The organism is Chryseobacterium sp. P1-3 (assembly GCF_000738495.1).
In the GTDB taxonomy this organism is placed as follows: Bacteria; Bacteroidota; Bacteroidia; order Flavobacteriales; family Weeksellaceae; genus Chryseobacterium; species Chryseobacterium gallinarum.
In genome coordinates, this window is the sequence record NZ_JPEQ01000007.1 from 147322 (window position 1) to 167217 (window position 19896).

A 19896-nucleotide genomic window follows, 5' to 3' on the forward strand; every position below is an offset into this window, starting at 1 on the left:
TTTAAGCCTTAAACTTTAGACCTTAAACTTTGAACCCAAATTAATGGCAAACTTAAAAGAAATACGAGGCAGAATTACGTCAATTTCATCTACGATGCAGATTACACGTGCTATGAAAATGGTTTCCGCTGCGAAACTTAAAAAAGCACAGGATGCAATCGTAATGTTAAGACCATATTCTGAAAAATTACAGGAGCTTATCCAGAATGTAAATTCTAGCTCTGATCCTGATCAGATTTCTGTATATGCTCAGAAAAGAGAGGTTAAAAGAATACTTTTCATCGCTGTTACTTCAAACAGGGGTCTTGCGGGAGCTTTTAACTCTTCAATCGTAAAAGAGCTTAACCTTCAGTTTCAGAACAATTCTCAATATGAGATTGAAGTTCTTCCTGTAGGAAAAAAGGTATATGATGCAGTAAGAAAAAGCCGTACGGTATATGCCAATGGAAGCTCTGTGTACGATAACATGAACTTTGATACTGTTGCTCACATCGTTGAAGGAGTAATGACTAGTTTCACGGAAGGAAAATTTGACGAAGTTTATGTTATTTACAATAAATTCGTGAATGCAGCGACTCAGGAAGTAACAACAGAAAGAGTTCTTCCTATCTCAATGCCTGAAAATACAGAATCAGAAGTTGAAACAGATTATATCTTTGAGCCAAACAGAGCTGAGATTCTTGATAATTTGATTCCAAAATCTATCAAAACTCAGATTTTCAAAGCAATTTTAGACTCAATTGCATCAGAGCACGGAGCGAGAATGACTGCAATGCACAAAGCAACAGACAACGCCCAGGCTCTAAAGAATGATCTTGTGATCTTCTACAACAAAGCGAGACAGGCAGCAATTACCAACGAAATCCTGGAAATTGTTTCCGGAGCAGAAGCTTTGAAAAATTCGTAAGAATTATTTTAACATACCATCAAAAGCATCGATATTATCGGTGCTTTTTTTATGGTTAAAAGCTAAAAACTCTCATTTACTGCCTTAAAATCTTCTTTAGGAATAGTTGGGGACAAAAGATATCGGAATATTTTTTCATGAGAAATTAAGGCTGTTTTAAAGCCTCGTTTTTTCACTTCAAAAAGCGCCTCCATTGAAATAAGTTAACTGTACCGGATTCAGGTTATTTATATTTTGCATATCTTTGTAGTTAATAAAATTTATACAACTTCTAAATGGATTCGGACATAGTCAGGCTTTTGCTGGCCTTATTTCTTGTTTTACTAAATGGCTTTTTCGTAGCCGCAGAATTTTCAATTGTTAAAGTTCGTTATTCACAGATTCAACTTAAAGCCGCAGAAGGTGATTCTATGGCAAAACAGGCAGAACATATCATTAAACACCTTGATGAGTATCTTTCTGCTACTCAGTTAGGAATTACATTGGCTTCCCTTGCCCTGGGTTGGGTGGGAGAAAGTGCTTTGCATCATATCGTTGAAAATATTTTTCATTCACTTAATTTCAATATGAGCCAGGCTACTGTTACCTCAGTTTCCCTGGTGATCAGTTTTGTTTTGATTACCATTATGCATATTGTATTTGGTGAGCTTATTCCAAAATCCATAGCGATCAGAAAATCAGAAGCTACAACGATGGCCACAGCGGTTCCGTTGAGAGTTTTCTATACTATTTTTAAACCGTTTATCTGGTTGATGAACTCTATGTCAAACGGTTTCCTGAGATTGATCAAAATACACCCGGCTTCTGAGCAGGAAATCCACTCCACGGAAGAACTTCAGCTTTTGGTAAAACAAAGTGCAGACAGCGGTGAGATCGAAGAAGAGAACTATGAAATCATCAAAAATGCCTTTGATTTTACAGATCACTCTGCAAAGCAGATCATGGTTCCAAGGCAAAATATTACTTCAATTGATTTTGAAGAAGATGTCAATGAGATTATTAATAAGATTATGGATAGCGGTTATTCCCGTATTCCTGTCTATATTGGCTCTATCGATAATGTGATCGGGATTTTCTATACCAAAGAAATCATAAGGGAATTTGTCAAAAGAAAAGGAGACCTGGATCATGAAGACCTTAAGGACTTAATGCGTGATGCCTTTTTCGTGGTAGAAAGCAAGAAAGTTTCAGACTTATTAAAAACCTTCCAGCTTAAAAAACAGCATATTGCTGTTGTTATTGATGAATTTGGAGGAACAGAGGGGATTATCACCCTGGAGGATATCCTTGAGGAATTGGTAGGAGAAATCCAGGATGAAGAAGATGATGAAGAAAAAATCGTTGATAAAATAGGAGATAATACGTATTGGGTACAGGCAACCCAACCTTTGGATGAGATTAATGAATTCTTACCGAAGAAACTCCCTCTTTCTGAAGAAAGTGAGTACAATTCACTGGCAGGATTTATTCTTTATGAACTTGAAGAAATTCCGGAAGAAAACCAGGAATTTGATCTTGATAATTATCATTTTAAGATCCTGAAAATGAATAATAAAAGTGTAGAATTGGTAGAGCTGGTATATCATGGGCCTAATTCTATAGATAATTTAGCAGAAAAAATCGGAGAAGTTTAAAAAAAATTACTTACAATGAATTTTTATAATACGATCAAAGATTACGAAAATCCGAAACGACAGTATGAAGAAGAAGTTCTGGTCCTGGATGATACGGATGATGTTTATAAATTGGTATTGCATAATGATGATGTTCATACTTTTGATTATGTCATTGACTGTTTAATTGAAATTTGTAAGCACACGCTGGAACAGGCGGAACAATGTACGATTCTGGTGCATTATAAAGGTAAATGCACAGTGAAAACAGGCTCAATGGATATTCTGAAGCCTATGCATGAAAAACTTATTTCACGGGAATTAACCAGTGAAATCGTATAAAATAAGAGCCGGTCAATTTATTGACCGGCTTTTTTATGAAAAACATTTAACGTATTGATTATTTATTTTTGAGAAAGACTTATGGTAGTTGTTCCTACTACTTAACGTAACGCTCCATACAGCTTTCTAAATTCTTAGCGTATTTTCTGGTGCTTTAAAGATCAATTTTAACCTCAGGATATAAGAATTTCTTAATTGGTCAATTTCTCTATCTTCGTTGTCATATTTTATCTAAAATAGTATATTTGTACCAACTATAAAGAAACAAAAAAGAATGCTTGTAATAGGAATTGCCGGTGGTACAGGATCCGGCAAAACTACAGTTGTTGACAAGATACTTCAGCAGCTAGATATTGAAGGAATGAATATCCTTTCACAGGATAATTATTATCATGACAATCAAAACCTTACCCTGACAGAAAGAGAGGCGCTAAACTACGACCACCCCAAGTCTATTGATTTTGAATTATTGATAAAACATGTTAAAGCTTTAAAGAATAATGAGCCGATTGAACAGCCGATTTACAGCTTTGTAACCCATTCCAGAACAGGAGATCATGTCACTGTAGAACCTAAGAATGTATTGGTCGTAGAGGGAATTTTGGTTTTAACCAATAAAGAACTGTTGAAAGAATTTGACCTGAAAGTGTTTGTGCATGCAGATTCAGATGAAAGGCTGATCAGGAGGATCAGAAGAGACACCCAGGAAAGAGGAAGAGATCTGAGCGAGGTATTACACCGCTATCAGACCACTTTGAAACCAATGCACCAGGAATTTATAGAGCCTTCTAAAAATGAAGCCGATCTTATTATCCCTAATATGAGACAGAATTCCGTAGCGATTGATTTTTTAACTACGGTTATTAAAAACTCGTTGAAAAAACATTAAAAATGGAAGAAAATAACCTTATCAAAGACATTCAGCCGAAATCTGAAAACTTTAAATTAATCCAGAAATATATTCTGAATAAGTATACCATTACGATCTGTCTGTTTTTGGTATGGATGATTTTCTTCGACAAAACTTCATTTTTGGTGATTAACGAACTGAATGGGGAGATCAAAAAATATGAAGAACAATTGGAGTATTACAAGAAAGAATACGAAAAGAACGATGCTTTTTATAAAAAAACTGATGAACAACAAATCAGAGAAAGAAAAGTACGCAAGAGAAAACTATTTTATGAAAAAACCGAACGAAGAGATTTTTATTCTGGTAGTAGACAGTACTAAAACCAAAAAATAATCATTCCTTCATAAAATACCCATTTTCAACTTATAACCTCCATCGCAATGTCAGATACCAATACATTTCCAAACTGGGAAAACTTAGTAAAAAAACAGCTTAAAACAGAAGATATTTACACGATCCTTGAAAAAGAAAACCTGGAAGGGATAGAAGTAAAGCCTTTTTACACAGAAGTTCAGAAACCTTTGGCCAACCTGCCAAAAGTAGAAGAAAGTACCCATCTGGTCGCCAGGTACCATGAAAGTCTGGAAGATGAAGTATTTGCTTTCCTGTTAGACCATAATGTGGAAAACCTTGAACAAAAAACAATTTTTGTCAATAATAAAGATCTTGCTGGTCACATCAGTCCTAAAGAAGAAGACCAGTATTTTTCACTGATTGACGTTTTTAACGAAAAAGAAGGAATCATTGATGATCAATTGACCAAAGAACTTCTTTCAAAAGATTTTAGAAGAAGCATTTGTGTTGATATTTCATTGCACCAGAATGCAGGAGCAGCTATTTATCAGCAATTAGGTATTGCCCTTGCCAAAACTAAGGAACTGATAGAAGCATATGGCACAGATATTCTGAATAAGCTGATCTTCCGAATCGCCATTGGAGGAAATTATTTCTTTGAAATGGCTAAGCTGAGAGCCTTTAAAATGGTTTTCAATCAACTTTCAAAAGAATACGGACTGGATGATATCCCTTATATTTTTGCGGAAACCTCTTTGAGAAATAAAGCGGTCTCCGACAATGAAAATAACCTCATCCGCTCTACATTGGAACTTGCTTCAGCAATGATTGGAGGGGCAGACGCTGTTTTTACCAATAATTACCTGGTAGACAGAACTACAGACAACTCAGAAGAAATATCCTTTAAACAACAGATAGTTTTAGCTTACGAAAGCATTATCAACGTATTTGAAGACGCTGCCAACGGAAGCTACTACGTGGAAGATATCACCAGACAGATTGCTGAAAAATCATGGGCGCTGTTGGTAGAAATAGAAGAAGCCGGAGGTTATCTGGAGCTTATTAAACAGGGAATTATTCAGAAAAAAAATCTGCGAACATGCCATAGCAGAGCAGCAATGGATTGAAGAAGGTAAAATAAAGCTGATTGGCGTTAATTTATACCCTAAATTAGAAGTTAAAAAGTCTATCGCAGAATTATATAACGAAAAAGAAATAAAAGCAGTCCGCTGGGCGGAAATGTTTGAGTAATGAAAGAAAAACTGATTGATTTATTTGAATACACCCATCATTTCAACCTTGAAATGATTAAATTGATTGCTGAAAACAGAGCGGCTGTAGACGATAGAGTAATCAGTCTGATGAACCATACACTCAATGCTCAACAAATCTGGAATGCCCGGATATTAGGAGAAAGACCTTTTGAAGTCTGGCAGCTTAATCCCTTGGATACGCTCACAGAAATCAATCATCAGAATTTTCTGAAAAGTATTGATATTATTCAAAAATTTGATCCGGACAAACAAATAGAATATCAGAATTCGGGAGGTACAAAGTTTAGGAACAGCGTTTTTGAAATGCTTTTCCATGCAGTGAATCACTCTACCTATCATAGAGGACAAATCAATTCTCTCCTTAAACAGAACGGCATAAAACCTATATTGACTGATTATATTTTTTACAAAAGGTAAATAATGCTTCCATAAAAATATAAAACGTATTTGATTTTGTGTAGATTTACGAAACACAAAATACAAATACGATGAAAGAAAATGAAATAAGTTTTTATATCAGAAAATCAATATTTTCTGTTTATAATGAGCTCGGCCCGGCCTGTTAGAAAAGGTATATGAGAAAGTCCTGGCTTATGAACTGAAAATAATGGCTTAAAAATTAGAACTCAGGTCCCCATGAGTGTCAAATTTAAAAATACTTTTATTGATTCAGGTTTTATTGCTGATATTATAGTTGAAGATAAGGTAATTATCGAAGTTAAAGCAGTAGCGGAAATCGCCAATATTCATCATCAACAATTATTGACTTATTTAAAATTAACAGATTTAAAACTGGGAATTCTGGTCAATTTCAATACCGACTATATTGGTAAAAGTATCTTTAGAAAAATAAATGGAGATTTAAGTTAAATATAAATAAAAAATCTGCGAAAATCTGTGGTTTATAATTTAAAGATTTTGTATCACCTCAGATGGCACAGATTGACACAGATGATTGCGGATAAATGAGGCTAGTTTTCCGAGCTCACAACCTGACATAAGTTTTTGTAGGATGAGTATAAAAATCTGTGAAAATCTGCGGTTTATAATTTAAAGATTTTTTGTATCACCACAGATGGCACAGATTGGCACAGATGATTGCGGATAAAATAAGATATAAACCTGGGATAATATAGAATAATACAAAACTGTGGTTAAACTTTTAAATAAAGAAGTTCAAAATTATATCAATGCCAATCTGAACACAGATTTGCATGCATTGTTGTTGAAAAAATCTCCGTTTCCTGATATTACTATGCAGGAAATCGTTCAACAGATCAAAGGAAAACAGGTTGCACAGAAAAAATTTCCTTTTTTATTGAAAGACGGGATTATTTTTCCACCACAACTCAATTTAGAACAGTCATCCTCTGAAAAAACGGCAATCTACAAATCTGAAGCTCTAAAAGGAGAAAAATTTATCGATCTTACCAGTGGTTTTGGTATTGATGCTTATTACCTGTCCCGGAATTTCAATGACATTACTTTAATAGAACAAAATCCTGAGCTCCTGGCAATTGTCGAGCATAACTGGGCTATGTTGGACAAAAAAGCAAAGTTTGTCAATGCTAAGCTGGAAGATTTTTTATACAATAATCAAGAATATTTTGATGTTATTTATTTGGATCCGGCGCGTAGAGATCAGAATAAGAACAAAGTTTTTCTCCTGGAAGACCTCTCTCCGGATATTTTGGAAATTCAGGAGAAGTTGCTATCTATCTCGGATCAGGTCGTTATTAAACTTTCACCGCTGATTGATCTTAAATATCTTATTTCCGTTTTACCCCGGATTTCCAGGATTGATATTGTTGCTTTAAAAAACGATGTGAAAGAGGTGGTGATTTTTCTGTCTAAAGAGGCTCAGAATGAAATTATCTGCCATTGCGTAAATCTGGAAAGTGGAGAATCTGAGTTTAGCTTTAATTTTGGAGAAGAAGAAAATGCCAATTCAGAATACTCCGAGCCTGAAAGATATATTTATATCCCTAATAATTCCGTTTTAAAGGCTGGAATATTTAATCTGATCGCTGAAAAGTTTAATTTAAAAAAGCTTCATCCTAATACCCATCTTTATACTTCAGACGAAATAAAAGCGGATTTTCCGGGAAGGATTATGGAAACAGAAGTTATTGATTCTAAAAGCATTAAAAAGAAAGGGCAATTTAATATTATCTCGAAAAACTATCCTTTAAAACCTGAAGAAATCAAAAAAAAATATGGGTTGAAAGATGGGGGAGATGACTACCTTATTTTTACACAGTCCAAAAAAGGAAAAATTATATTAAAATCAGTATAAAAATGTTGCCGAAAAAAGCAGGATTTCTTACTTTTGGGCAATCAAAAATTTAGTATGAAATCGTCAACTGTTTCAATAATTAATACAGGGCGATTCCATATGATCTTTAAAAATTAAAAATTTACATATGAAAAAATTAGTTATATGTTTAGCCATTGCAACGGTAGCAGTAAGTTGTAAAAAAGTAGCAGCAGGAGGGAATAGAGGTACTTTGAAACTGGAAGAAGGAGTAGAAAGATATTCTGATGATGCTCAGGGTGGGGAAGCCCATGGAGGACATGAGGCTACTGCTGAGCACAAAGAAGAAGCTGCAAAGCCTGAAGCTGAAGCTCCTAAAACTGACAGTACTGCCGCTGCTGCGAAGCCTGCTGAAGCTGAAAAAGCTCCAAAAGCTGAACACTAATTATGACTATAAGATCTCTGATGCCCTGTTTTTGCAGGGCATTTTTTATTTTTTGAAATGACTGCCGGGTGAATCATCAGAAATAATCTTTTCTTAGAAAATCCTGTTTTTACTTGGTCCAGCGGTGCATTTTTTTTAATTTTAACCAAACAAAATTTTACAATGCAAGAGACATTAAATTACATCAACGAAAACAAGCAGCGTTTCGTGGATGAATTATTTGAGTTATTGAGAATTCCTTCTATTTCTGCAGATCCGGCTTATAAAAATGACGTGCTGAAATGTGCAGATGTATGCGCGGAACACCTTAGAAATGCAGGAGCAGACCATGTTGAAATCTGCAAAACTAAAGGGTATCCTATCGTTTTTGGAGAGAAAATTATAGATAAAAGCTTACCAACGGTACTGGTATATGGACATTATGATGTGCAGCCTGCAGATCCGCTGGAATTATGGAGAAAGCCACCCTTTGAACCGTATATTGAAAAAACTGAATTGCATCCTGACGGTGCTATTTTTGCAAGAGGAGCTGCTGACGATAAAGGACAGTTCTTTATGCATCTGAAAGCTTTTGAAGCGATGATGAAAACCAATACCCTTCCATGCAATGTGAAGTTTATTTTGGAGGGGGAAGAAGAAGTAGGCTCCGTTAGTCTGGGAGATTTCGTTAATGAAAATAAGGAAAAATTATCTTGTGATTGTATTCTGATCTCAGATACTCATATTTACAGCAATGAACAGCCTACAGTAACAACAGGATTAAGAGGGTTGAGCTATGTGGAAGTAGAAGTGGAAGGCCCAAACAGGGATCTTCATTCAGGACTTTACGGAGGTGCTGTTCCTAACCCGATTCATGTTCTTTCCAGAATGATTGCCAAGCTAATTGATGAAGATGGACATATTACCATTGATGGCTTCTATGATAATGTTGAAATCGTATCTGATTCCGACAGGGCTGAAATGAACAAACTGAAGGACAACCCTGAAGAGTTCAAGAAATCTATCGGATTGAGCGGAGTAGAAGGTGAAAAAGGATATACAACCCTGGAAAGAGCTTCAATTCGCCCTACTTTAGACTGTAATGGTATCTGGGGTGGATATACAGGGGAAGGAGCTAAAACAGTGATTCCTTCCAAGGCTTTTGCTAAAATTTCCATGCGTCTGGTGCCGTATCAGACTCCGGAAGAAATTACAGAGAAATTCACAAAATATTTTGAAAAAATAGCGCCGGATACCGTAAAGGTAAAAGTAACTCCTCACCACGGAGGAATGCCTTACGTGTTGCAGAGCGATACTAAAGAATTCCTGGCCGCTAAACAGGCAATGGAAACAGCCTTTGGTAAAGAGGTGCTACCTTATAGAAGCGGAGGAAGTATTCCTATTACAGCTATGTTTGAGAAAGTTTTAGGTGCTAAATCAGTATTAATGGGCTTCGGATTGGATTCTGACGCTATCCATTCTCCAAACGAGCATTATGGTTTATTTAACTTCTATAAGGGAATCGAAAGTATTCCATTATTTTTTGAAAATTATTCAAAATAATTATTGATTTTATACAGTATATTATACAAAACAAGGTGTTTCAATATTGAAACACCTTGTTTTTTTGTTATAACTGACCAAATAATGAAAAAAAATCTTTTTAAATGCCTCAATCTTCCTTTTTTTAAAAGTATTTTGATTTTTATTCACAAAGGATTTGTTTTGATCTGAAAGTTAAATAAATTTGGATGTAAGATGCAGTATAATAATTGATTAGATATTACTTAATCTTAACACACATTTTATGAAAAAAACATTATTTTTTACAGCATTATTAGGTGCGGTTTTGTCCTTTAATGCTCAAACTGTTATTTTTGAAGAGACTTTTGAGTCGCTATCGCAACCTGGCTTGCCTTCCGGTTGGATAACGATCGATAGAGATGGAGATGGGCAAAAATGGGAAGGGGCAGACGCTTCTTCTTTTACTGATCCACTGGGATTTTCGGGGAAGGTTGCTGTAACTGGATCAACTCCAACATCTGATCATCTGTTGGTATCTCCACCGGTTAATTTACAAGCAGGAAATACTTACTCTTTATCGTTTTTAATTGGAACGTGGACACTCGGGGGCTTTTATCCAGCCGATAATTATTATGCTGTTTATATACTCCCCAGTACAAGCACATTTATGGGTACAGAGACTCCTGTCCTGGAAGAAAGCATCGCTACTGGTGATATAGCAATGCTGAAAACTATTGATTTATCAAGCTATGCGGGGCAGAGCGTTACAATTTATTTCAGGCAATATAATTTTCCACAACAAGGAGTTTTAATAGTTGACACTGTCCGTGTTACCCAACAATCAATGCTTGGAACAGTAGAAACCAATTCTACATCAGGGGTTCGAATTTATCCCAATCCTGCTTCAGAATATGTGTATCTGAAATCCAAATCAAAAATTACCCATGCGGAAATTTTTGATATGACAGGCAGAAGAATGGATGCGCAATACAGTGGAAGCCGTATAGATGTCAGGAATCTGCAACCAGGAACATATCTGATAAAAATAACCAGTGGAAATGAAACGTATTCTCAAAAACTGATAAGGAAGTAACATTCTCTAAATGTATTATTGGAAGCATTTTCAAACTTATCTAGCTTTAATGAAAGGAAGATTGAGATTTTACTCTTAATAAACTGATTATTTATTATTTGCTTGCATATTAATCTTAAAAACACATTTTTATGAAAAAAACATTATTTTTTACAGCATTATTAGGTGCGGGTTTACACTTTAATGCTCAAACGGTTATTTTTGAAGAGACTTTTGAGTCTGTCAGTGCTCCCAATTTGCCTGCTAACTGGATTTCAGAAGACAGGGATGGCAATGATGATTATGACTGGACGACATTCCCTTCCAATATTCCCGGCTTTTCCGGGAATGTTGTAGCAGTTGCATCAACTTCGACAACGGCTGATCATCTTTTGATATCTCCGGAAATAAACCTTGTGCAAGGAAATGCCTATTCACTGGAGTTTATGATAGCAGCTGTTAATTTTACCCTTGTAAACCCTCCGGATAATCATTATGCGGTATATGCACTTCCAAGCAATATGGCATTTACAGGAACAGAAACCCCGGTACTCGAGGAAAATATATCAACCGGGAATATGGCAGTTCCAAGGATGGTTAATCTGTCAGCTTTTGCAGGTCAGAAGGTAAATATTTACTTCAGGCAGTTTAATCCAACCTCTGACGAAGGGATGCTACTTGGGCTGGATAATATTAAAGTGACAGAGGGAGCTATGCTTGGAACAGTAGAAACCAATTCTACTTCAGGGGTTGGAATTTATCCCAATCCTGCTTCAGAGTATGTGTATCTGAAATCCAAATCAAAAATTACCCATGCGGAAATTTTTGATATGACAGGTAGAAAAATGGATGCGCAATACAGTGGAAGCCGTATAGATGTCAGGAATCTGCAACCAGGAACATATCTGATAAAAATAACCAGCGGAAATGAAACATATTCCCAAAAACTGATAAAGAAATAAAAGTTCTTTCCAAACGCTTCAATCCGGAGCGTTTTTTTATGCCTTATCTGGCTTAATGGAACAGAAAAATGAACTTTTTCTGCTTAAGCTATTGAAATCAAAGCTTTATTATTATTTGTTGCAGGTTACTTTACTTTTCATGGAAAGTTTATATTTTTAATACAAAAACTTCACTTTACTATGAAAAAATACTACTCAATAGCATGTGCCTTATTTTCAGTTCTTTCTTTTGCACAACAGACTATTTCTTTTGAAAGCATGGAAGGTTTTATATCAGGCGATATCCAGGGACAAGCAGGGTGGATCAGTACCCCGACAGGAGGAATGCCTGCCCATGTGGAAAATCAGACGATTACAACGGACAAAGCCAGTGATGGGTACAGTGCCTTAAAAATTGTCAAAGAGCCTGTGTATGGCACACAAACAGACCCTGTTATCGGAGGTTTTTATAACCTGCCTGCACCTTTTGCTTCTGCCGGGTTTTCCGTTTCATTTGATATCAATATATCACAACTGGGCGGTTCTGTTTTTGGATTTCAGGGGGTAAACAGTATTGATGATCAGTTTGTTGTCAGGGTAGATTTTGATAAAACAGGTATTATAAAGGTTTTAAGTACTACTTCCGGGGTACCGGCCCTGGTTTCTGCTACAGCTTCATGGTCACCCAATGTATGGAACAGGCTTAAAGTGGTAGGAACTTCTGCGGATATCCGGTATTACCTGAATGATGTTTTGATTTATCAAAGCCCGGCCGTTAACTACTCAGCTATTGATCAATTACGTTTTGTGCATAATAATGCGGTGGGATCGGCATATATTGACCAGATTAAGATTAATACCGAAATGGTATTGGCTGTAAAAGACGCGGCTCCCAAAAGCAGTTTATTTTCATTATCTCCCAATCCGGCATCGGATTTTATAAAAATAAATTCTTCACAAGCAATAGGAAAGATAAGAATATATGAGGCTGCCGGAAAAGAGGTGAATGTAATATTGAATAAGGATGTTTTGGATATAAGAGGACTGACTCCGGGTGTATATCTGATAAATGTAAAGACTGACAACCAGAATTTTACAGAAAAAATTTATAAAAAAAATAAAAAAAAATCATATTGTTGTTTTCTGTCAATTTTTTTAATGTTAAAAAATTTATTTTATAGATTTTTTTACTCTCAAAAGTTGTATTTATAGATTGTCTACCTTGTTGTAATTTTCCAGATAACTTAGCAAATATGTTTTTATTATAATGTTTTGATATTGAATTGATTATAATTTGGTTAATTGAATAAAAATAATTACTTTTATAGAGAACTAAAAATGATAATCATGAAGAAATATTTACTATTAAGTGCCTTTTTAGGTTTATATTCTTTAAATGCACAAACTACAATTTTTGAAGACAGTTTTGAAACGTATACTAATTTTGCAATTAGTAATGTGGGAAATTGGACCCTAACGGACGCTGATTTGAAAACTACATACGGGTTCACAGGGATTTCTTTTTTAAACTCAGGAGTAGCAAAGTCATTCCAGGTTTTCAATTCAACGGCAACAACCCCTCCGATGACTTCAACAGCAACATCAAACTGGACGGCTAGAACAGGTTCTAAAATGATGGTTGCTTTTGCTTCTTCCTCTATTCCGTGGAATAATGACTGGATGATCTCACCACAAATACAACTTGGATCTTCAGGAAATGTACTTACTTTTTGGGCTAAGTCTTGTGATTCTACCTATGGAAATGAAAAATTTAAAGTTCTGGTGTCTACAACCAATACAGCAACGGGTAGTTTTACTTTAGTCAGCGCCAATCCGGTATCTTCACCTGCAGATTCGGCATGGCATCAATATACTTATAATCTGGATACCTATAGTGGACAAAATGTTTATATTGCTATTCAGTGCATCTCTCAGGATCAGTTCGGATTTGCAGTGGATGATTTCAAGGTAACAACAACAGGAACACTGGCTACTTCTGAAGTTTCGAAGAAGGTTTCTGCAGCTGCCGTTTATCCTAACCCTGTGTCGGATATTCTTACGATTTACGCTAAAGAAAAAATAAACAATATAGAGATTTTTGATATAAGCGGAAGAAAAATCAATGCTATTCTGAATAATGAAAAAGTAGATGTAAAAAATCTTAATCCGGGAAGTTATATCATTAATATTGAAACAAAAGAAGGAAAAATAACTGAGAAGTTTATAAAAAAATAAGTACTGATAAATCTTAGTATCACAATAGCGCTCCAATTGGAGCGTTTTTTGTTATTTTAGAGAATTAAAATTTTACCTATGTCTGAAAAGAAAGTAGCTTATATAACAGGCGGAACCAAAGGAATAGGTTTCGGAATTGCGAAAGTATTGCTTGGAAATGGAATATCAGTGGCATTTTCAGGGCGAAGAAGAGAAGATGTACTGAAAGCAGAGCAGGACCTCAGAAAATATTCAGCAGATGTGCTGGGAATTGTTTCTGATGTAAGAAGCCTTGAAAGCGAACAGGAAGCCGTACAATATATACGGGAAAAATTCGGAAGGTTGGATTATGTTATAGCTAATGCTGGATTAGGCATATTTAAGCCTGTGGATGAACTGAGTGCTGCAGAATGGAATGACATGATAGAAACAAACCTTACCGGTGTTTTTTACACCTTAAAAGCTTCTGTGGAAGAATTAAAAAAGACACAGGGGTATTACATCACCATTTCAAGTCTGGCAGGAGCCAATTTTTTTGAAAACGGGACCGGCTATAATGCATCAAAATTCGGGGTAGTAGGCTTTACCCAGGCCGCAATGATTGATTTAAGGAAATATAATATCAAATCTACGGTCATTATGCCGGGATCTGTGGCTACCCATTTTAATGGAAATGTTCCTTCAGAAAAAGACAGCTGGAAGATCCAGCCGCAGGATATGGGAGAACTGGTGTTGGATATTTTAAAGATGAATCCGCGTGTTTTGCCTAGTAAAATAGAGTTCAGGGCAATGAAACCTGCTCAGTAAATACATTTAATGTATTGAATAATAATTTAATAAGTATTATGCATGCATAATATATTTTTTATTTATATTAGCAAAAAATTAAAACAACCAAAATCTCTGCATGAACCTTATGAACTTTATGCTGAAAGAGAAAAATAAAACAGTACACATGAAACCATAAGGTTACCTATACCAGATAAAAAATTAAGAACAACATATGAAAATATTAGTTTGTATTAGTAGTGTTCCGGACACTACTTCAAAAATTAACTTTACAGCAGATAAATCTGCTTTCGACAAAAACGGAATTCAGTGGGTAATCAATCCGTTAGATGAATTTGCGTTGACAAAAGCGGTTAAACTTCAGGAATCCCAGGGAGCTACTGTGACGGTAATAAACGTAGGGGATGCTGCCACAGAACCGGTAATCAGAAAAGCTTTGGCCATTGGTGCCAATGATGCGGTAAGAGTAAACCTTGATCCGAAAGATAGCTATTCTACAGCAAAAGAAATTGCAGCTGTAGCTCAGAATGGTGGTTATGATCTTATCCTTTGCGGTAAAGAATCAATTGACTATAACGGAGGTTCCGTTCCGGGAATGGTGGCTCAGCTATTGAACCAGCCTTTCGTAAATGCTTCAGTAGGCCTGGATGTTAATGGAAGTGAAGCTACTGCAGTGAGAGAAATTGAAGGAGGAAAAGAGACGATTTCTGTAAAATTACCGGCAGTGATTGCTGGTCAGAAAGGACTGGTAGATGAAAAAGATCTTATCATTCCAAATATGAGAGGAATTATGTCTGCAAGAACAAAACCTTTACAAGTGGTAGAGCCTGCATCTTCCGAAGTGAAAGTTCAGGGAGTATCTTATGACAGCGTTCCGCCAAGAGCTGCTGTAAAAATGGTTTCTCCGGACAATCTTGATGAATTGGTAAGATTACTTCACGAAGAAGCAAAAGTAATCTAATCTTTTATTCTTGAATTTTTAATCTTTAAATGTAAAAAAATGGCAGTATTCGTATACGCAGAAAATATAAACGGAGTTTACAAAAAAGCAGCTTTTGAAGCAGTTTCTTATGCTAAAGCTGTTGCAGACAAAGCCGGGGATACCGTTACGGCAATTTCTATAAACCCTACTGATTCTTCAGACTTATTATACAAGTATGGAGCATCAAACGTGATTAATATCAAAGACGAGGGTCTTAAAAACTTTTCAGCAAAAGCATTTGCTCAGGCAGTAAGTGAAGTAGCGGATGGAAATATCATTGTTTTTCCACACACTACCGATGCTTCTTCTATTGCTCCAATGCTTGCCGTAATGAAGAATTACTCATTAATCACCAATGTTCTGGAAGCTCCTGAAAGCCTTTCTCCTTTCCAGGTAAAAAGAAAAGCATTCTCAGGAAAAGGATTTATGCATGCAAAAGCTGAAGGAAACGGAGTTATTATTACTGTTTCTCAAAATGCCTTCGGAGTAAAGGAAAATGCAGTATCCGGCTCAGAAGAAATCAAGAATCTTTCAGTGGCTAATGAAGATACTAAAGTTATCTCCCATGAGCAAAGTTCAGGAAAATTAGACCTTAAGGAAGCTGAAATTGTGGTTTCCGCAGGAAGAGGAATGAAAGGACCGGAAAACTGGGGAATGATTGAAGAATTGGCCAACGTTTTAGGAGCAGCTACAGCATGTTCCAAGCCCGTTTCCGATATCGGATGGAGACCTCACACAGAACACGTGGGACAAACCGGTAAAGCGATTTCACCTAACCTTTACATTGCAGTAGGGATTTCCGGAGCTATTCAGCACCTTGCCGGTGTGAACTCTTCCAAAACTATTGTAGTGATCAACAACGACGCTGAAGCACCATTCTTCAAGTCTGCCGATTACGGAGTAGTAGGAGATGCCTTCCAGATTATTCCGGCTTTAACGGAGAAAATCAAAGCAATAAAAGGATAAAAACATTGTCAATAATCAGTTACTTTGGCTTATCAATTCTTAATGAATTACTTGCAAAGAAAAATTAACTGTTGCTATTGACAAATCATATACAGCACAATAAAAGCTCGGCTTTCCGGGCTTTTATTTTTGTGTGAAAAAGTAAAATCACTATAAAAAATTAATCTATATTTGCAATTATGGATTATAAGCAGCTAATTATTCGCGGAATATCGTACAGCCAGACACAATCAGGAGCGTACGCATTGCTACTGGAGCATGAGGAAACACATATAAAATTACCTGTTGTTATAGGAAATTTCGAAGCTCAGTCTATCTCTCTCGGACTGGAAAAAGATATCCATCCCCCTCGTCCTCTTACTCATGATTTATTTACAAAATTTATAGTTTCTGCTAACTATGAATTGATTTCTGTAATCATTTATCAGATTGTAGACGGCGTTTTCTTTTCAAATATCAATTTTAAAAATAAGATTACGGAAGAAGAGCTTATTCTTGATGCAAGAACTTCCGATGCTGTTGCTATGGCCGTAAGATTTGATGCCCCTATTTTCACTACACAGCAGGTTTTGAATGAAGCAGGAATTTTACTGGAACTGGAAGATGTTTCAAAAGAAGAACAATCTTTCTCAGAAACCATACAAACGGAAGACAGCTTGAAATCCCTTTCCATGGAAGAACTTCAGAAACTGCTTGATGAAGCCGTTAAAGAGGAAGACTACGATACTGCCCTTGAAATTCAGGAAGAAATCAAGAGGAGGAAAAAGAAAATTGACTAAGAGATACTTTTTATATAAACTATGAATTTAAAATTACGACTGACCATCCTCAGTTTTCTCCAGTTTTTTGTGTGGGGAGCATGGCTGATTACGATGGCAAACTTCTGGTTTGGTACTAAACACTGGGAAGGAACACAGTTTGGAGCTGTTTTCGGAACCATGGGGATTGCCTCCATTTTTATGCCAACCATCACTGGAATTATCGCCGACCGTTGGGTAAACGCTGAGCGTATTTTTTCAGTTTTACATATCCTTTATGGAGTTATTCTTTTCATATTACCCCATTCTGCAGATCCCAATTCTTTCTTTTCGATAATGCTTGTTGCCATGTGTTTCTATATGCCGACTATTGCTCTTGCCAATTCGATCTCATACACAATCCTGAAAAACAATAATATGGATGTGGTAAAGGATTTTCCGCCAATTCGTGTGTGGGGAACCATAGGCTTTATTGTAGCCATGTGGATTACCAACCTTAGTGGAAACAAGGCAACAGAAGGACAATTTTACATCGGGGGTGCTGTAGCTATATTCCTGGGAATTTACGCCCTCACATTACCTAAATGTCCTCCACAAAAGTTAATTGATAAAGACGCCCCACTATCAGAACAATTAGGATTAAACGCGTTCAAGCTTTTTGGAAACTATAAGATGGCGTTATTCTTCTTATTTTCGATGCTTTTAGGAGCAGCACTTCAGCTGACCAATGCTTATGGTGACGTCTTTTTAAGTGAATTTGCACAGTTTCCCAAATATGCTGATTCATTTGTAGTACAGAGATCTACGATCATTATGTCTATTTCCCAGGTATCTGAAACCCTGTTTATTCTGGCAATCCCTTTCTTCCTGAAAAAATTCGGAATAAAAAAAGTAATGCTGATGTCTATGCTGGCATGGGTATTAAGATTTGGATTTTTTGCTTATGGTGTCCCGGAAGGATTTGGTCTGTCTTTAATCATTCTTTCGTGTATTGTATATGGGATGGCTTTTGACTTCTTTAATATTTCCGGATCGCTTTTCGTAGAGACAACAACAGATAAAAATATCCGTTCTTCCGCACAAGGGTTATTTATGATGATGACCAATGGATTCGGGGCGGTTTTCGGAAGCTATATAGCAGGTTGGGCTATTGATAAATTCTTTACCCATAAATTTACTACTGCTTCAGATTTATCCGCTTATTTAGAAACTACACCAGATAACCCTACATTCCTGGAAATCCTGAAAACAAGCTTTAATGCTATGGTAAATTCCGATGGAACACTTTCTTCGGTGGTGATGGTAAAAGACTGGCATCAGATATGGCTTTCCTTTGCCATTTATGCATTGGTGCTGGCCCTCTTTTTTGCAGTATTATTCAGGCATAAACATAATCCGGAAGATGTTTCTTCGGTAAAACATTAATGTACTCCGGTATTATTTAAATATTAAATTGCACTTTTGAAAAAAAGTGCAATTTTTTTATGTCTAAGCTAATCTTTTCAAAAAATACGGGGCAGTTCATCTGGTAATCTGTTTATTCAAAGATTTTTACCCTGCCCTAATAATGTGTCTTTGCTCAATAAAAATATGGACTTAATACCGGGGTAAAAGGATTAATTCTGATTTTCAATTAAGTAATAATTTGCCATTTTTTTTATTTATTAGATAAATTTATAGTATTTTTTTTTATGGCTAACAAGCGTTTGGGTAGAAAAATTTCTTTTTAAAATACACGAATTAAAAGTGTGTTTTTTTTTGTATTTTGGCACTTTAGTAAATATGAAGAATATTCAGTTATTAGGATTGATATTAGTAGTTGCAGGCAGTTTTTTGCCTCTGGTGCATATACCTGTTATCGGAAACTGGAACTACTGGAAACTGGACCATTATTTAGCAATAACATGCTGGATTCTTGCAGCATGTGCAGTTTTTGGAATTGTAAACGGAAATGTCAGAATGGTGAGACTCTTCGGTTTCCTGCTTGTCTTTTTATTCGGGTTCACATTGGTGGCGGTTAAAGTACAATCATTAGACTATTTCAGCTTTTTGCCTTTTAAATCCTGGAGAGAAAGCATGGCAGGAATTGTTAAACTAAAATGGGGATGGGGCGTAGAATTTTTAGGTGCTTTCCTGATGATTGTAGCTGCTAAAGGAAATGAATAAAAATAAATAAAAAAGGATGTAAAGATATATGAATTTTTTAAAAATCTTTTCAATAGGAATACTGGTGATGACCGCCTCCCAAGTGAAGGCTCAGCAAACCGAAATGAAAAAACCTGATAATCCGGCTAAGTGTGCCAACATAAGGGAAGGTAAATTCTTGCGTGTCAATTATCCTGAAGGAATATGGTATATGACCATCAAAGATAACGTTCAAACGGAATATTTTAATAACGGGAAAGATTATATCAAATCTACATTGGTTTTTGTGGATGACTGCAATTATAAATCAATTGTTATGGAAAAATCCGATAAAAATGATCCTGCACAGATAGGAGATGTTTTCAATAATAAAGTGATTGAAACCCAGGATAATTTTCTGAAAATACAATCTAAAATTGAAAATACCCAATTTGATGTGGTATATGTAAAGGTAAAATAAATTTAAAATTGAAGATGAAACCCC

General features: G+C 35.9%; 21 protein-coding genes and 1 pseudogene. All 22 read left to right on the forward strand.

The annotated features are described in order from the left end of the window. The first annotated feature begins 43 nt into the window (after window positions 1–43). The 22 genes and pseudogenes from atpG (at window position 44) to HX13_RS09275 (ending at window position 19872) form a co-directional block, all read left to right on the forward strand. On the forward strand, window positions 44–907 hold the full coding sequence (gene atpG / locus HX13_RS09170; RefSeq protein ID WP_050020835.1) for an ATP synthase F1 subunit gamma: 864 nt from the start codon (window positions 44–46) through the stop codon (window positions 905–907). 275 nt (window positions 908–1182) lie between these two features. Continuing rightward, window positions 1183–2541 (forward strand): hemolysin family protein, encoded by a 1359-nt coding sequence (locus HX13_RS09175; RefSeq protein ID WP_050020836.1) that lies wholly within the window; start codon window positions 1183–1185, stop codon window positions 2539–2541. Between the two features lie 15 nt (window positions 2542–2556). Continuing rightward, the gene (locus HX13_RS09180; protein WP_050020837.1) at window positions 2557–2862 is read left to right on the forward strand and encodes an ATP-dependent Clp protease adaptor ClpS; all 306 of its coding nucleotides are present in this window, start codon (window positions 2557–2559) and stop codon (window positions 2860–2862) included. Window positions 2863–3136: 274 nt separating this feature from the next. After that, complete coding sequence (gene udk, locus HX13_RS09185; RefSeq protein ID WP_050020838.1) at window positions 3137–3751, forward strand: uridine kinase; 615 nt, start codon at window positions 3137–3139, stop codon at window positions 3749–3751. 2 nt (window positions 3752–3753) lie between these two features. Further along, window positions 3754–4108, forward strand: a pseudogene (locus HX13_RS09190) (FtsB family cell division protein). 47 nt (window positions 4109–4155) lie between these two features. Continuing rightward, window positions 4156–5196, forward strand: coding sequence for a methylmalonyl-CoA mutase family protein (locus HX13_RS09195; protein ID WP_238555202.1), 1041 nt, complete (start codon window positions 4156–4158; stop codon window positions 5194–5196). A gap of 123 nt (window positions 5197–5319) precedes the next feature. Further along, window positions 5320–5760 carry a DinB family protein gene (locus HX13_RS09200; protein ID WP_050020839.1) on the forward strand — a complete coding sequence of 147 codons (441 nt, stop codon included), beginning with the start codon at window positions 5320–5322 and terminating at the stop codon, window positions 5758–5760. A 219-nt stretch (window positions 5761–5979) separates the two neighbouring features. Then, entirely contained in the window at window positions 5980–6213 is a 234-nt protein-coding gene (locus tag HX13_RS26000; protein ID WP_316931283.1) for a GxxExxY protein, read from the forward strand. Between the two features lie 280 nt (window positions 6214–6493). Continuing rightward, on the forward strand, window positions 6494–7639 hold the full coding sequence (locus HX13_RS09210; protein ID WP_050020840.1) for a class I SAM-dependent methyltransferase: 1146 nt from the start codon (window positions 6494–6496) through the stop codon (window positions 7637–7639). 127 nt (window positions 7640–7766) lie between these two features. Further along, the gene (locus HX13_RS09215) at window positions 7767–8042 is read left to right on the forward strand and encodes a hypothetical protein (protein ID WP_050020841.1); all 276 of its coding nucleotides are present in this window, start codon (window positions 7767–7769) and stop codon (window positions 8040–8042) included. A 162-nt stretch (window positions 8043–8204) separates the two neighbouring features. Further along, entirely contained in the window at window positions 8205–9584 is a 1380-nt protein-coding gene (locus HX13_RS09220) for a dipeptidase (RefSeq protein ID WP_050020842.1), read from the forward strand. 244 nt (window positions 9585–9828) lie between these two features. Then, window positions 9829–10638 (forward strand): T9SS-dependent choice-of-anchor J family protein, encoded by an 810-nt coding sequence (locus tag HX13_RS09225; RefSeq protein WP_050020843.1) that lies wholly within the window; start codon window positions 9829–9831, stop codon window positions 10636–10638. 131 nt (window positions 10639–10769) lie between these two features. Further along, the gene (locus HX13_RS09230) at window positions 10770–11579 is read left to right on the forward strand and encodes a T9SS-dependent choice-of-anchor J family protein (protein WP_050020844.1); all 810 of its coding nucleotides are present in this window, start codon (window positions 10770–10772) and stop codon (window positions 11577–11579) included. 180 nt (window positions 11580–11759) lie between these two features. Continuing rightward, window positions 11760–12770 carry a T9SS type A sorting domain-containing protein gene (locus tag HX13_RS09235; protein WP_050020845.1) on the forward strand — a complete coding sequence of 337 codons (1011 nt, stop codon included), beginning with the start codon at window positions 11760–11762 and terminating at the stop codon, window positions 12768–12770. Window positions 12771–12905: 135 nt separating this feature from the next. Next, the gene (locus HX13_RS09240; protein WP_050020846.1) at window positions 12906–13793 is read left to right on the forward strand and encodes a T9SS-dependent choice-of-anchor J family protein; all 888 of its coding nucleotides are present in this window, start codon (window positions 12906–12908) and stop codon (window positions 13791–13793) included. 78 nt (window positions 13794–13871) lie between these two features. Further along, window positions 13872–14579 (forward strand): SDR family oxidoreductase, encoded by a 708-nt coding sequence (locus HX13_RS09245; protein ID WP_050020847.1) that lies wholly within the window; start codon window positions 13872–13874, stop codon window positions 14577–14579. A gap of 196 nt (window positions 14580–14775) precedes the next feature. Then, the gene (locus tag HX13_RS09250; protein ID WP_050020848.1) at window positions 14776–15522 is read left to right on the forward strand and encodes an electron transfer flavoprotein subunit beta/FixA family protein; all 747 of its coding nucleotides are present in this window, start codon (window positions 14776–14778) and stop codon (window positions 15520–15522) included. A gap of 39 nt (window positions 15523–15561) precedes the next feature. Further along, a complete protein-coding gene (locus HX13_RS09255) occupies window positions 15562–16509 on the forward strand; it encodes an electron transfer flavoprotein subunit alpha/FixB family protein (protein ID WP_050020849.1) in 948 nt (315 codons plus the stop codon). 179 nt (window positions 16510–16688) lie between these two features. Next, entirely contained in the window at window positions 16689–17288 is a 600-nt protein-coding gene (locus HX13_RS09260) for a bifunctional nuclease family protein (RefSeq protein WP_050020850.1), read from the forward strand. A gap of 21 nt (window positions 17289–17309) precedes the next feature. Continuing rightward, a complete protein-coding gene (locus HX13_RS09265) occupies window positions 17310–18692 on the forward strand; it encodes a nucleoside permease (RefSeq protein ID WP_050020851.1) in 1383 nt (460 codons plus the stop codon). Between the two features lie 357 nt (window positions 18693–19049). Then, on the forward strand, window positions 19050–19433 hold the full coding sequence (locus tag HX13_RS09270) for a hypothetical protein (RefSeq protein WP_050020852.1): 384 nt from the start codon (window positions 19050–19052) through the stop codon (window positions 19431–19433). A gap of 28 nt (window positions 19434–19461) precedes the next feature. Beyond that, complete coding sequence (locus tag HX13_RS09275) at window positions 19462–19872, forward strand: hypothetical protein (protein ID WP_128572305.1); 411 nt, start codon at window positions 19462–19464, stop codon at window positions 19870–19872. Window positions 19873–19896 lie beyond the last annotated feature (24 nt).

What these genes read in the sequence shown, in the direction of transcription:
- HX13_RS09255 (WP_050020849.1), top strand. Translation starts at nt 15,562, where the DNA reads ATGGCAGTATTCGTATACGCAGAAAATATAAACGGAGTTTACAAAAAA.
- HX13_RS09215 (WP_050020841.1), top strand. Translation starts at nt 7,767, where the DNA reads ATGAAAAAATTAGTTATATGTTTAGCCATTGCAACGGTAGCAGTAAGT.
- HX13_RS09260 (WP_050020850.1), top strand. Translation starts at nt 16,689, where the DNA reads ATGGATTATAAGCAGCTAATTATTCGCGGAATATCGTACAGCCAGACA.
- HX13_RS09220 (WP_050020842.1), top strand. Translation starts at nt 8,205, where the DNA reads ATGCAAGAGACATTAAATTACATCAACGAAAACAAGCAGCGTTTCGTG.
- HX13_RS09225 (WP_050020843.1), top strand. Translation starts at nt 9,829, where the DNA reads ATGAAAAAAACATTATTTTTTACAGCATTATTAGGTGCGGTTTTGTCC.
- HX13_RS09175 (WP_050020836.1), top strand. Translation starts at nt 1,183, where the DNA reads ATGGATTCGGACATAGTCAGGCTTTTGCTGGCCTTATTTCTTGTTTTA.
- HX13_RS26000 (WP_316931283.1), top strand. Translation starts at nt 5,980, where the DNA reads ATGAGTGTCAAATTTAAAAATACTTTTATTGATTCAGGTTTTATTGCT.
- HX13_RS09235 (WP_050020845.1), top strand. Translation starts at nt 11,760, where the DNA reads ATGAAAAAATACTACTCAATAGCATGTGCCTTATTTTCAGTTCTTTCT.
- HX13_RS09200 (WP_050020839.1), top strand. Translation starts at nt 5,320, where the DNA reads ATGAAAGAAAAACTGATTGATTTATTTGAATACACCCATCATTTCAAC.
- HX13_RS09180 (WP_050020837.1), top strand. Translation starts at nt 2,557, where the DNA reads ATGAATTTTTATAATACGATCAAAGATTACGAAAATCCGAAACGACAG.
- HX13_RS09250 (WP_050020848.1), top strand. Translation starts at nt 14,776, where the DNA reads ATGAAAATATTAGTTTGTATTAGTAGTGTTCCGGACACTACTTCAAAA.
- HX13_RS09265 (WP_050020851.1), top strand. Translation starts at nt 17,310, where the DNA reads ATGAATTTAAAATTACGACTGACCATCCTCAGTTTTCTCCAGTTTTTT.
- HX13_RS09275 (WP_128572305.1), top strand. Translation starts at nt 19,462, where the DNA reads ATGAATTTTTTAAAAATCTTTTCAATAGGAATACTGGTGATGACCGCC.
- HX13_RS09195 (WP_238555202.1), top strand. Translation starts at nt 4,156, where the DNA reads ATGTCAGATACCAATACATTTCCAAACTGGGAAAACTTAGTAAAAAAA.
- atpG (WP_050020835.1), top strand. Translation starts at nt 44, where the DNA reads ATGGCAAACTTAAAAGAAATACGAGGCAGAATTACGTCAATTTCATCT.
- HX13_RS09230 (WP_050020844.1), top strand. Translation starts at nt 10,770, where the DNA reads ATGAAAAAAACATTATTTTTTACAGCATTATTAGGTGCGGGTTTACAC.
- HX13_RS09270 (WP_050020852.1), top strand. Translation starts at nt 19,050, where the DNA reads ATGAAGAATATTCAGTTATTAGGATTGATATTAGTAGTTGCAGGCAGT.
- HX13_RS09245 (WP_050020847.1), top strand. Translation starts at nt 13,872, where the DNA reads ATGTCTGAAAAGAAAGTAGCTTATATAACAGGCGGAACCAAAGGAATA.
- udk (WP_050020838.1), top strand. Translation starts at nt 3,137, where the DNA reads ATGCTTGTAATAGGAATTGCCGGTGGTACAGGATCCGGCAAAACTACA.
- HX13_RS09240 (WP_050020846.1), top strand. Translation starts at nt 12,906, where the DNA reads ATGAAGAAATATTTACTATTAAGTGCCTTTTTAGGTTTATATTCTTTA.